This window comes from Streptomyces sp. NPDC030165, from assembly GCF_055573595.1.
In genome coordinates, this window is the sequence record NZ_JBVIBD010000006.1 from 15,803 (window position 1) to 28,470 (window position 12,668).

7 protein-coding genes are annotated in these 12,668 nt (G+C 72.6%); 3 read left to right on the top strand and 4 right to left on the bottom strand.

Going from position 1 to position 12,668, the window contains the following annotated elements:
• Positions 1–11 precede the first annotated feature (11 nt).
• Positions 12–1,769, bottom strand: coding sequence for a TIGR03767 family metallophosphoesterase (locus ACZ4Z1_RS13260; protein ID WP_468486695.1), 1,758 nt, complete (start codon positions 1,767–1,769; stop codon positions 12–14).
• Positions 1,770–2,160: 391 nt separating this feature from the next.
• Between ACZ4Z1_RS13260 and ACZ4Z1_RS13265 the strand changes: the two genes are divergently transcribed.
• On the top strand, positions 2,161–5,496 hold the full coding sequence (locus ACZ4Z1_RS13265) for a S8 family serine peptidase (RefSeq protein ID WP_468486696.1): 3,336 nt from the start codon (positions 2,161–2,163) through the stop codon (positions 5,494–5,496).
• An 83-nt stretch (positions 5,497–5,579) separates the two neighbouring features.
• Positions 5,580–6,611 carry an aspartate-semialdehyde dehydrogenase gene (locus ACZ4Z1_RS13270; protein ID WP_468486697.1) on the top strand — a complete coding sequence of 344 codons (1,032 nt, stop codon included), beginning with the start codon at positions 5,580–5,582 and terminating at the stop codon, positions 6,609–6,611.
• Positions 6,612–6,681: 70 nt separating this feature from the next.
• On the opposite strand, the gene ACZ4Z1_RS13275 is transcribed toward ACZ4Z1_RS13270, so the two are convergent.
• A complete protein-coding gene (locus ACZ4Z1_RS13275) occupies positions 6,682–7,203 on the bottom strand; it encodes a DUF1203 domain-containing protein (protein ID WP_468486698.1) in 522 nt (173 codons plus the stop codon).
• A gap of 432 nt (positions 7,204–7,635) precedes the next feature.
• On the opposite strand from ACZ4Z1_RS13275, the gene pepN reads away from it, so the two are divergent.
• Positions 7,636–10,212, top strand: a complete 2,577-nt coding sequence (gene pepN / locus ACZ4Z1_RS13280; protein WP_468486699.1) for an aminopeptidase N — start codon at positions 7,636–7,638, stop codon at positions 10,210–10,212.
• 161 nt (positions 10,213–10,373) lie between these two features.
• Here the strand turns inward: pepN and alc are convergent, their stop codons facing one another.
• Positions 10,374–11,531 (bottom strand): allantoicase, encoded by a 1,158-nt coding sequence (gene alc, locus ACZ4Z1_RS13285; RefSeq protein ID WP_468486700.1) that lies wholly within the window; start codon positions 11,529–11,531, stop codon positions 10,374–10,376.
• Between the two features lie 155 nt (positions 11,532–11,686).
• Positions 11,687–12,667, bottom strand: coding sequence for a LysR family transcriptional regulator (locus ACZ4Z1_RS13290; RefSeq protein WP_468486701.1), 981 nt, complete (start codon positions 12,665–12,667; stop codon positions 11,687–11,689).
• Position 12,668 lies beyond the last annotated feature (1 nt).

A 12,668-nucleotide genomic window follows, 5' to 3' on the forward strand; every position in this document is an offset into this window, starting at 1 on the left:
GGGCGCATCGTTCAGCGCCGCCTCAGCAGCAGCTCGGTGTTGCGGTCGCCCGGGTCACCGGCGAGATCGCTGCGGGCTCCGGGGGCGTTGCAGGACAGTTCGCGGTAGAGCGCCGCCAGGCCCCGCTGCGACAGGTCGCCGAAGTCCGTACGGTGCGGCGCGTGCGACTCCACGAGCGTGGTGAACAGGGACAGCGTGCCGTCGCGGTTGTCCGTCACCTCCACGACCCGGGCGAGCTGCGGGAAGTCGATGTGGGACGCGGTGGTGACCTCCCAGAAGGTGCCATGCGGGGTGACGCGGTTGCGGTGGCTGTGCCCGTTGATCCACGCCAGCACGTTGCGGTGCCGGGAGAGCAGCGCGACCAGCTCGGGCCCGCTGTGCCGCCGCTCGGCCGGGCGGGACGGGTCGGGCAGGGTGTTGTCCATGGACGTACTGGTGTGGTGGCTGAAGACGAGGACGTGCTCGTAGGCGTGCGCCCGCAGCGTACGGTCCAGCCAGCGCAGCTGACCGGAACCGACGGAGCCGGTGTGGTGGCCGCCGGGGTCGGTGGTGTCGAGGCTGATGCCCACCACGTCCTCCGCGATGCGGAACGTGTAGTGGAGCCGGTCCGCTTCGAGGTCGGCCGCCGTGTAGCCGTGGCCGTACGGGCCGGGGCCGGTGTACCGGGGATCCAGGTGCGCGCGCAGGTACGCGGCACGGGTGAAGGGGACGCGGCGCTCGTCCGGGGTGACGGAGCGCGCCCGCTTCCCGTGCGCCTTCAGCAGGTCCGCGAACTCCCGCCTGCCGGGGCCCGGCCCGTGGCGCACCGCCAGGTAGGCGCGGATCGCCTCGTCGGGCGGCAGCAGTTCCAGCTTGCGCCCGCCGGTCGCGATCTCCGCCAGGAACGGGTCGTCCGGGGCGCAGCAGCCCGCGGGCAGCGAGTCGTGGTTGCCGACGGTCGAGTACCAGGGCAGGTGCAGTCCGGGGCTGGTGACCGTACGGGTCGCCGCCTCCAGGAAGCCGGGAACTGAGGGGAAGCCGCGCAGTTTGTCGGTGTCGCGCAGGGCGCTGTCGGGCTGCCAGTAGAGCGGATGGCCGCTGTTCTGCACGCCTTCGTAGTGCCGCGGGTCGCCCGAGTTGGGGGTGATCCGGCCGCCGCTCAGCGCGGTCAGGAACCAGTCGAGTTCGATGCCGGCGTTGTTGTCCGTGTTGTCGCCGGTGGTCATCGCGAAGGACAGCGGCGCCCCGGTGGCGGGCCCGCCGGGCAGGCTGTTGACGCGCTCCACGAGGGAGACCGCGCCCGCGACGGACAGCGCCTCCTGCGGGCGCCAGGCCCCCGCGGACCGCACCCGCAGGTACTCGTAGCGCAGCGGGTGCTGCACATCGACCACGTGCAGGTCGGTGAGTTGCACGAACGCGGCCAGTACGGTGCGCCGGTCGTCCCGCCCCGGCCGCGCGGCGGCGAGGTCGCGGCGTACGGCGCGGTCCCAGCCGGGGCCTTCGGCGAGCCTGCGGTATCCGGCCGGGGCGCCGCCCGGGGTGGCCACCGAGGCGAGGGTGGTGCCTTCGGTGTAGGGCACGCGGGGAACGGGCGGCGCGGTGACCGGCTCCGGCGCGACGAGGGGCGGGGCCGGTCTCGGCCCCGCGCCGGCCGGGGCGGCACCGGGCCCGTACGCCAGCGCGAGCGCGGTCGTGGCGCCGACGGCACCGGTGGCGGCGAGAAAGGCCCGGCGGCCGACGGTGGGTGATCCGGGGGCGGTTGCGGGGGCGGCGGACCGTGTACGGGACATGCACGAGCTCCCTGATACGGACGGGCGGCGGCGGGGGCGGCGCGCCGGGTGGGCGCAACCGCCCTCTCTCCAGGGAGCGTCGGCAGCGGGCATGACCCAGGGGTGAACCGCGCCGCAACGCCTGCCGCCGATCGCCGCACAGGGATCACGGCGCGCGCCGATGGTCACCGGGCCCTCGGGCCGGGTGCGGCCCCCGGCCACCGGAGGTTCATCTCACGGGGTAGCCGGGCGGCCGTCCGGGAGGGGTCGGGCGCCGGGTGACGACACCGGACGTACGCCCCGCGCATCCCGCGTGATCGCGCTCAACCCTCCCCAAACACCATCCCCTTACGTCATATTGAGCGGTCATACAGGTCCGATTTCCGGACCCTTCACCCTGAAGAGGTGTGCCATGACCCCCGACACAGCACGTCCGCCCGCGGGCCGGGCGAGACGCACGGCCCGGATCGCGGCCGTCGCGGCCGTCGCCGTCGCGACCGCGGCCGGGCCCGCGCTCGCCGCGGCCGGCACCGCCCACGCGGCGGACGGCGACGCGGGCACCCGAATATCCGCCGGCACCGCTGCCGTACCGAAGCCCCCGCACGACAAGCTCGGCTCGCAGGACGCCGAACTGCTCGCCCGCGCCAAGTCCGGCGGCGCCCGGTTCGTCTCGATGATGCTGGCCACCGCGCCCGGCTCCACCGAGCAGGCGACCGCCGGGCTGGACGCCCTGAAGGGCGCCTCCGTAGGACGTACGGACGACAAGCTCGGTTACGTCCGGGCCACCGTGCCCACCGCCCAGGCCGACGCGGCCATCGCGCAGATGCAGAAGCTGTCCTCCGTGCACGCCATCGACCTCCGGCAGGAGATCAGGCTGCCGGACCCGCGGCCCGGCGCGGACAGCAAGGCCAAGGGCGCGCCGCAGGCCGGAAGTCACCCGGCGCCCGGCAAGGACACCCCGGCGAAGAACCCGTACCAGCCGTCCTTCGAGACCGGCGCGGTGGACTTCGTGCGTGACCACCCGAAGGCCGACGGCCGCGGCGTGACCATCGGCATCCTCGACTCCGGCGTGGACCTGGCGCACCCCGCGCTGCAGAAGACCACCACCGGCGAGCGCAAGATCGTCGACTGGGTGACGGCCACCGACCCGGTCAGCGACGGCGACCAGACCTGGCGCCCGATGACCACCGCCGTCTCCGGCCCGTCCTTCACCTACGGCGGCCGCACCTGGAAGGCGCCCGAAGGCACGTACCGGATCAGCACCTTCGCCGAGGCCGCCACCACCGGCGGCGACATGAAGGGCGACCTGAACCGCGACGGGGACACCACCGACCGCTGGGGCGTGCTGTACGACCCGGCCGCCGGCACGGTCCGCGTGGACCTGAACGACAACGGCGACTTCACCGACGACGCGCCCATGAAGCCGTACAAGGACGGCTTCGGCATCGGCTACTTCGGCACGGACAGGCCGGACACCCCGATCGCCGAGCGCATCCCGTTCACGGTGGAGATCCGCAAGGACGTCCCGATGGACCCGCTCGGCGGGGACTGGGCGGGCAAGAAGGCCGACTTCGTCAACATCGGCGTCGTCGAGTCCGAGCACGGCACCCACGTCGCGGGCATCACCGCGGCGAACGGCCTGTTCGGCGGGAAGATGAACGGCGCGGCGCCCGGCGCCGAGCTGGTCTCCTCGCGCGCCTGCACCTGGAGTGGCGGCTGCACCAATATCGCGCTCACCGAAGGCATGATCGACCTCGTCACCAAGCGCGGTGTCGACATCGTCAACATGTCGATCGGCGGCCTGCCCGCGCTCAACGACGGCAACAACGCCCGCGCCGAGCTGTACACCCGGCTCATCGACACCTACGGCGTGCAGCTGATCATCTCGGCGGGCAACAGCGGCCCCGGCGCCAACACCATCGGCGACCCCGGCCTGGCCGACAAGGTCATCAACGTCGGCGCGTCCATCTCCAAGGAGACCTGGGCGGCGAACTACGGCTCGGCGGTGACGCGGAAGTACGCCATGCTTCCGTTCTCCTCCCGCGGCCCGCGCGAGGACGGCGGCTTCACCCCGGTCATCACCGCGCCCGGCGCCTCCGTCAACACCATCCCCACCTGGGAGCCCGGCGGCCCCACCGCCGAGGCGGGCTACGAGCTGCCGCCCGGCTACGCCATGCTCCAGGGCACCTCGATGGCCGCACCGCAGGCCACCGGCGCCTCGGCCCTGCTGCTGTCCGCCGCCAAGCAGCAGCGCGTCGCGCTGCCCCCGGCGAAGCTGCGTACCGCGCTCACCTCGACCGCCAAGCAGATCAAGGGCTTCCAGTCGTACGAGCAGGGCTCCGGCCTGATGGACATCCGGGCCGCCTGGTCCGCGATCCGTGACGGCGCCGCCGCCCATGAGTACACCGTCCGCGCCCCCGTGAAGACGGCCCTGTCCGACTTCCTGAAGACGCCCGGTTACGGCACCGGCCTCTACGACCGCGAGGGCGGCCTGAAGGTGCGGCAGTCCCGGACCTACGAGGTGACCCTCACCCGTACCACCGGCCCCGACCGTCCCGTCCGCCACGAACTGGACCTGATCAACAACGACGGCACCTTCGACCTGCCGGACGAGGACGGCGCGGTCTGGCTGCCGCTGAACCGGCCGGTGACCGTCGAGATCACCGCCAGGCCCCGCACCGCGGGCATCCACAGCGTCACCCTGGACCTGGACGACCCGCGCACCGAGGGCGTGGACCGCAAGATCCTCGCCACCGTCGTGGCCGCCGAGCCGCTGGCCGCGCCCACCCACGCGCTCGCCAAGTCCGGCACCGTCCAGCGCAACGCCACCACCTCCCACTTCATCACCGTCCCGAAGGGCGCCAAAGCCCTCCAGGTCTCGATGAGCGGGCTCGCGGCGGGCAGCCAGACCCGCTGGATCGCGATCACCCCGCAGGGCGTCCCGGCCGACCCGACCGGCACCCCCAACTGCTACCCGAACCACCCCAACCCCGCCAACACCTGCGACCCGACGCGGCGCACCTACAAGAACCCCGCGCCCGGCGTCTGGGAGATCGAGGTCGAGTCGCGGCGCACCTCGCCGCTGCTGGACAACCCCTACACGGTCACCGCGTCCGCGCTGGGCGTCACCTTCGACCCGGCCGTCCGCGTCCTGCCGGAGGCCAAGGCCGGCAGCCCGGCCCCGGTGGCCTGGAAGGTCACCAACGCCTTCGCCGCCGTCGAGGGCACCCTCAAGGGCGGCGAGCTGGGCTCGTCCCGCACCGAACGCCCGACGATCGAGGAAGGCACGTCGCAGCGGTACGGGATCGTCGTGGGCAGCGGCGTGTCCCGGCTGGACGCCGCGATCGGCGCGCCCGCCGACGCCAAGGCCGACCTGGACCTGAGCGTCCTGCTCGGCGGCAAGATCGTCGCCTCGTCGGCGACCGGCAGCTCGGACGAGGCGGTCAGCATCGCCAGGCCCGCCCCCGGCACGTACACCGTCGTCGTGGACGGCTACGCGGTCCCCGCCGGCAGCACCGCCTACGACTACCGTGATGTGTATTACTCCGCCGCGCTCGGTTCCCTCAAGACGGACGAATCGAAACAGGTGAAGCTGGGTAGCGGCACATCGACGCAGGTCACGGCCGAGGTCTCGGTCGCGGGCCCGGCCCCCGCCGGACGCGAGTTCTCCGGCGAGGTCCAGCTGCTGAGCGCGTCCGGCACGGTCACGGGCAGCGGCGGCGTGCGCATCGAAAAGGTCGTGCCGTAGCGGCCTGAGATAGTGGACAGTAACGGGGCGGGTGCCCTCGACGGCACCCGTTCCGCTGCTGTACGTACCGAACAAGGAGTGCCATGAGGATCGGAATCGTCGGAGCCACCGGTCAGGTCGGCGGCGTGATGCGGGGCATTCTCGCCGAGCGGAACTTCCCGGTGGAGCAGCTGCGACTGTTCGCCTCGGCCCGCTCCGCCGGTCGTACGCTCCCGTGGCAGGACACCGAGATCACGATCGAGGACGCGGCCACCGCGGACTACTCCGGCCTGGACATCGTGCTCTTCTCGGCGGGCGGCGCGACCTCCAAGGCGCTGGCCCCGAAGGTCGCCGACGCCGGCCCGGTCGTGATCGACAACTCCTCCGCCTGGCGCATGGACCCCGACGTCCCGCTGATCGTCTCCGAGGTCAACCCGCAGGCGATCTCCGAGCGCCGCAAGGGCATCATCGCCAACCCGAACTGCACCACCATGGCCGCCATGCCGGTGCTGCGCCCGCTGCACGCCGAGGCCGGGCTGACCGCGCTGGTCGTCGCCACCTACCAGGCGGTGTCCGGCAGCGGGCTGGCGGGCGTCGCCGAGCTGGACGAACAGGTCCGCAAGGCCGTCGAGCAGGACGCGACCAGGCTCACCCACGACGGCTCGGCCATCGACTTCCCCGAGCCGGACAAGTACGTGCGTCCGATCGCCTTCAACGTGCTGCCGATGGCCGGCTCCATCGTCGACGACGGTCTGAACGAGACCGACGAGGAGCAGAAGCTCCGCAACGAGAGCCGCAAGATCCTGGAGATCCCGGCGCTGAAGGTCTCCGGCACCTGCGTGCGCGTCCCGGTCTTCAGCGGCCACTCGCTCCAGGTCAACGCCCGCTTCGAGCGCGAGATCACCCCGGAGCGCGCCAACGAGCTGCTGGCCGGCGCCCCCGGCGTCGCCCTCTCGCACATCCCCACCCCGCTCCAGGCCGCCGGCCAGGACGCCTCCTACGTGGGCCGCATCCGCAAGGACGAGACGGTCGACCACGGCCTGTCCCTGTTCCTCTCCAACGACAACCTGCGCAAGGGCGCGGCGCTGAACGCGGTCCAGATCGCGGAGCTGGTCGCGGCGGAACTGCGCGGCTGAGACGTTTCCGCAGGTGTCGAGGGGCCCGTACGGACCTTCCGTACGGGCCCCTCGGCACCGTCGTGCCGGGCTACGGCCGCCGCACCTCGAAGTGGAAACACCCGTACTCAAGGGCGCGCACGTGCACCAGCGCCACCTCCGGCCGCGCGAACGCCTCCGCGAAGGCCTCGTCGAACCCGGCGTCCGCGTCCTCGGGAATCTCGAAATACCGCCCGCCGACAATGTGCCCGTCCGCGTCGTACCGCCGCAGCGTCCGCAGGGCCCCCGGCCGCGCGAACGGATACCCGGTGCGCCCCGCGTCCGGCCCGCCGCACTCCCCGGCATGGAGGAACACCGGCCCGCACTCGTCGTACGCCCCCGGCCGCGCCCGGCCCTCCTCGGCCCACCGCCGCAACGGCGCGTACGAGACGAGCGCGACCCGCTCGCCTTCTTCGATCGACCGCAGACAGCAGCGCAGCGGACTGCCCACACTGTCCATCCGGTCACTCACGGACCCGGCGGCGAAGGGCTCCATGGCCCGCCCGGAGTCGTCCGCGACACGCAGTTCCTGGAGGGCGGCTTCGGGGATGGGGAGGGGTGTGTACGTCGTCATACGTACAGAGTGGGTGGACGACGGGACGATTTCCGGCGGGAATCGGACGTGGAGGCGGGGCGCCTCCCCGCCCCCCGGTCCCACAGCTGCGCGTCGTCGCTGCGGAAATCGGGCTCATCGCGTACCACAAGCGCTTCTTGATGTAGTCGCTGTCCCGGTCGGAGGAGACGACCTCCACGACGAGGTCGACGCGGTCGGCGGGGAGGGGATTCACGTTGCCCCGGATCGCGTCCTCGGTGGTGACGGTGAGATCCGCCTTGGGCTCGAAGCTGGAGATGTCCGAGATGAGCGCCTGCCCGGGCAGCGCCTCCCACCCCTCGGCGAGCACCTGCGCGGTGAGCAGGGCGCACGATATCCGTCGTTGCCCTCTATCGGGTGATCCCGCGCCGCGTGGAAGGATGGCCCAAAGTCCGATGCGAAGGAGATGAACGGGTGCCTGGCACGAATCTGACCCGCGACGAGGCGCAGCAGCGGGCGCGGCTGCTGAGTGTGGACGCGTACGAGATCGATCTGGACCTCTCCGGCGCGCAGGAGGCGGGTGAGGGCGGCACCTTCCGGTCGGTGACCACGGTACGGTTCGACGCCTCCGAGGCGGGTGCGGAATCGTTCATCGACCTGGTGGCGCCGGCCGTGCACGAGGTGGTGCTGAACGGTGAGAGCCTGGACCCGGGCACGGTGTTCGAGGACTCCCGGATCGCGCTGCCGGGGCTGCGCGAGGGCCGTAACGAGCTGAAGGTCGTCGCGGACTGCGCGTACACCAACACCGGTGAGGGCCTGCACCGCTTCGTCGACCCCGTCGACCAGCAGGCGTACCTCTACACGCAGTTCGAGGTTCCGGACGCCCGCCGGGTGTTCGCCAGCTTCGAGCAGCCGGACCTGAAGGCCACGTTCACCTTCACCGTCAAGGCTCCCGACGGCTGGACGGTGATCTCCAACTCGCCGGCGCCGGAGCCGCGGGACAACGTGTGGCGGTTCGCGCCGACGCAGCGGATCTCCACCTACATCACCGCGCTGGTCGCCGGCCCGTACCACAGCGTGCACAGCACCTGGGAGGGCGACGGGCGTTCGGTGCCGCTGGGCATCTACTGCCGTCCGTCGCTGGCCGAGCACCTCGACGCGGACGCGATCTTCGAGGTCACGCGGCAGGGCTTCGACTGGTTCGAGGAGAAGTTCGACTACGCGTACCCGTTCGCCAAGTACGACCAGCTCTTCGTGCCGGAGTTCAACGCGGGCGCGATGGAGAACGCGGGCGCGGTGACCATCCGTGACCAGTACGTCTTCCGCTCGAAGGTGACCGACGCCGCGTACGAGGCGCGGGCCGAGACGATCCTGCACGAGCTGGCGCACATGTGGTTCGGCGACCTGGTCACCATGGAGTGGTGGAACGACCTGTGGCTGAACGAGTCGTTCGCCACGTACACCTCCATCGCCTGCCAGGCGCACGCGCCGGGCAGCCGCTGGCCGCATGCCTGGACCACGTTCGCGAACTCGATGAAGACCTGGGCGTACCGGCAGGACCAGCTGCCGTCCACGCACCCGATCATGGCCGAGATCCGCGACCTGGACGACGTGCTCGTCAACTTCGACGGCATCACCTACGCCAAGGGCGCTTCCGTGCTCAAGCAGCTCGTCGCCTATGTCGGCATGGACGAGTTCTTCCAGGGCGTGCAGGCGTACTTCAAGGCGCATGCCTTCAAGAACACCCGCCTGTCCGACCTGCTCGGCGCGCTGGAGGAGACCAGCGGCCGGGACCTGAAGACCTGGTCCAAGGCATGGCTGGAGACGGCCGGCATCAACGTCCTGCGCCCGGAGCTGGAGGTCGCCGGGGACGGCACGGTCGCCTCCTTCGCCGTACGCCAGGAGGCCCCGGCGCTGCCGGCCGGTGCCAAGGGCGAGCCGGTGCTGCGCCCGCACCGCATCGCGATCGGCTGCTACGACCTGAAGGACGGCAAGCTCGTCCGCACGAACCGGATCGAGCTGGACGTGGACGGCGAGCGCACCGAGGTGCCGTTCCCCGCGAACACGCCCCGTCCCGCCGTCATCCTCCTCAACGACGACGACCTGTCGTACGCCAAGGTCCGGCTGGACGAGGACTCGCTGCGCGTCGTCACCGAGCACCTGGGCGACTTCACCGAGTCGCTGCCGCGCGCGCTGTGCTGGGCGTCGGCGTGGGACATGACGCGGGACGGTGAGCTGCCCACCCGTGAGTACCTGGAGCTGGTGCTGTCGGGCATCACCAAGGAGTCCGACATCGGCGTCGTGCAGTCGCTGCACCGCCAGGTGAAGCTGGCGCTGGACCTGTACGCGGCCCCGGCCTGGCGCGAGACGGGCCTGGCGAAGTGGACCGGGGCGACGCTGGAGCAGCTGCGGGCCGCGGCCCCCGGCAGCGACCACCAGCTGGCCTGGGCGCGCGCGTTCGCCGCGGCGGCCCGTACCGACGCGCAGCTGGACCTCCTCCAGGGCCTGCTGGACGGTACGCAGGAGATCCCCGGCCTGGCCGTGGACACCGAACTGCGCTGGTCGCTGGTGCAGCGGCTGGCCGCGACCGGCCGCGCCGACGACAAGGCCATCGAGGCGGAGCTGGAGCGCGACCGGACCTCGGCGGGCGAGCGGCACGCCGCGGCGGCCCGGGCGTCCCGGCCGACCGCCGAGGCGAAGGCGGAGGCCTGGGCCTCGGTCGTCGAGAGCGACAAGCTGCCCAACGCGGTCCAGGAGGCCGTCATCAGCGGCTTCATCCAGACCGACCAGCGCGAGCTGCTGGCCCCGTACGCGGAGAAGTACTTCGCCACGGTCAAGGACGTCTGGAACGCGCGCAGCCACGAGATGGCCCAGCAGATCGCGGTCGGCATGTACCCGGCGCTCCAGGTCTCCCAGGAGACGCTGGTCGCGACCGACGCCTGGCTCGGCTCGGCCGAGCCGAGCGCGGCCCTGCGCCGCCTGGTGACGGAGTCCCGCTCCGGCATCGAGCGCGCGCTGAAGGCGCAGCGGGCGGACGAGGCGGCGGCGTAACGGCCGTGCGGCGCTGAGGAAGGGTGAGACGCCCCGGGCCGGCCGGCCCGGGGCGTCTCTCGTGCCCCACACATGGTGACGCCCGGCAGGCGGGCGCCTGCCGGGCGGGCCGGTGGCCGCGCACGGCCGGCCCCCCTCCGGCCGGCCCCGCGCGGGACGCGTCAGCCGTTCAGTTCGTCGAAGCGGCGGACGAGTTCGGCGCGGCCGGCGTCGGTGAGGTCGCCGTGCAGGCGCATTCGGGCCAGGCCGCCGTCGGGGAAGACGTCCAGCCGTACGTGGGTCGCGGTCACCGGGCGCGGGAGCGCGAAGCGGTGCGGGGTGTCGGGCTGGAGCCTGGTCTGCGGCAGGATCTCGAACCACGACGCGTCGTCCGCCGGGTCGGCGGTCGCCGCGTCGCAGCCGTGGAGCGCCGCCCAGCCCGCCGAGTTGCCCTTCAGGTACGCGGTGTCGATCTCGACGGCGCGTATCTCGCCCTGCGCGGCGAGGCGGAACCGTACCCAGTCGTTGGTGTCGCGGACGCGGCGGCGGCGGTTCTCCCAGCCGTCGTCCATCTTGCGGGACAGGTCGGGCTGGATGATCTGCGCGGGCGAGGAGTAGAAGCGGTCGGAGGCGTCCTCGACGACACCGCCGTGCATGACGGACGCCAGGTCGAGGGTGCCGAGCACGTCCAGCCAGGCCGGGTCGGGCACGACCTCGCCGTACACGCGCAGCCGGGCGATGCCGCCGTCGGGGTGCTGCTTGAGGCGCAGGTGGGTGAAGCGGCGCTCGGCCGTCACCTCGAAGCCGTTGGCGGCGTGGCCGCGTACCGGTGTGCGGGGGACGATGTCCTCCCACTTCACGTCGTCGGAGAGCAGGTCCTCGGGGCTCGGGCTGCCGGGGACCGAGGTGGCCTCGACGGTGATCTGCTGCGGGTAGTTGCCGCGGAAGTGGGCGGTGTCGACGATCACGCCGCGGACGACGCCGGGGGCGGCGAGGCGGATCAGCGCCCAGTCGTGCTCGTCGTCGGTGGGGAAGGGGTGCGCGCCGTCGGCCCCGCGCCGCCGCCGGGTCTCCCAGCCGTCCATGATCTTGCCCTTGTGGCCGAAGCGCTCCGGGTCGAAGACCGCGGGGCCGGGCTTCAGCAGGTTCTCGCGCTCGGCGAAGAACTCGTCGTTCGCGGCGATGACACCGGCGCCGAAGCGGCGGTCGGCGAGGTCGACGAGCGAGGTGAAGGGGAAGTCCCCGCCGCGGTAGTCCGCGTACGGGTCGCCGCCGCCGTACGGGGCGGCGTCGTTGGCGTGCGGGTCGGTGGAGGAGGCAACGGCCGGGGTGCTGGTCATCTCTGCCCTTCGGTGAGGGGGTGACGCGGACTCCTCGACGATGGCAGGAACGATTACTCCAGGACTATCGAAAGTTTCTGGAGATTACGTTCAGGCGGCCTGAATGATGGTGGGTCGAGCCGGCGGGTGGGCTGAGCGACGGGAGGGCCGAAGGGTCACGGCCCGTCGTCGGCGCCTGCGTCCGGCGATGCGGCCAGCCCCGCGGCCACCCGCCGCAGCGCGGCCAGCACCCGGGTCAGCCCCGGCGCCCCCTCCGACCCGCGCCGCGCCGCCGCCACGACATGCCGCCGCGGCTGATCGGCCCGGAGCACCCGGACCGCCACCCCGGCCCCCGCGGCGGGCCCGTCCCCGCGCCCCGGCCCGGTCCGCCCCCGTACGCCCGACATCGCCATCCGGGGCATCAGCGCCACCCCCATGCCCGCCCCGACCATGGCCAGGATGGCGTCCCAGTCGGCGGCGGCGTGCGCCCGTTCCGGCACGAAGCCGGCGTGCTCGCAGGCGGTGGTCGTGATCTGCGACCAGGGGCCGCTGCTCCCGAAGATCCACTGCTCGCCCGCCAGGTCGGCGAGCCGCAGTCCCGGCTCGTCCGCCAGCGGATGTCCGGCGGGCAGCGCCACGTCCAGCGGGTCGGCGAGCAGGGCGAGCCGGGTGAACTTCGGGTCGCGCGGCGTCGGTGCGTGCGCGGCCAGCGAGAGGGCGAGGTCGACGCTGCCCTCCGCCAGCAGCTCGTACGCCTCCGCCGCCTCCGCCTCCCGTACGGACACCGCGAGGCCGGGGTGCGAGCCGCGCAGGTCCCGTACGGCGGGGACCACCAGCGCGGGGATCGAGGTGGAGAACGCGCCGACCCGCACCTCCCCCGCCTCGCCCTGGAGGTAGCCGAGCAACTCGGCGTCGGCGCGTTCCAGTTGCGCGAAGACGGCTTCGGCGTGCCGCAGGACCAGGTGCGCGGCGTCCGTCAGGCGCACGCGCCGGCCGTGCGCCTCCAGGAGCGTCACCCCGAGCTGCCTGGCCAGCCCGGTCAGCTGCTGCGAGACCGCCGAGGGCGTCAGGTGCAGCGCCTCGGCGGCCGCGGTGACCGTGCCCAGCTCGTGGAGGGTGCGCAGGATGCGCAGCTTCTTGATGTCCCAGTCGGCCATG

Bases quoted from the DNA above. Each gene is read 5' to 3' on its own strand.
- ACZ4Z1_RS13260 (WP_468486695.1), bottom strand. From the start codon at position 1,769: ATGTCCCGTACACGGTCCGCCGCCCCCGCAACCGCCCCCGGATCACCC.
- ACZ4Z1_RS13265 (WP_468486696.1), top strand. From the start codon at position 2,161: ATGACCCCCGACACAGCACGTCCGCCCGCGGGCCGGGCGAGACGCACG.
- ACZ4Z1_RS13270 (WP_468486697.1), top strand. From the start codon at position 5,580: ATGAGGATCGGAATCGTCGGAGCCACCGGTCAGGTCGGCGGCGTGATG.
- ACZ4Z1_RS13275 (WP_468486698.1), bottom strand. From the start codon at position 7,203: ATGACGACGTACACACCCCTCCCCATCCCCGAAGCCGCCCTCCAGGAA.
- alc (WP_468486700.1), bottom strand. From the start codon at position 11,531: ATGACCAGCACCCCGGCCGTTGCCTCCTCCACCGACCCGCACGCCAAC.
- ACZ4Z1_RS13290 (WP_468486701.1), bottom strand. From the start codon at position 12,667: ATGGCCGACTGGGACATCAAGAAGCTGCGCATCCTGCGCACCCTCCAC.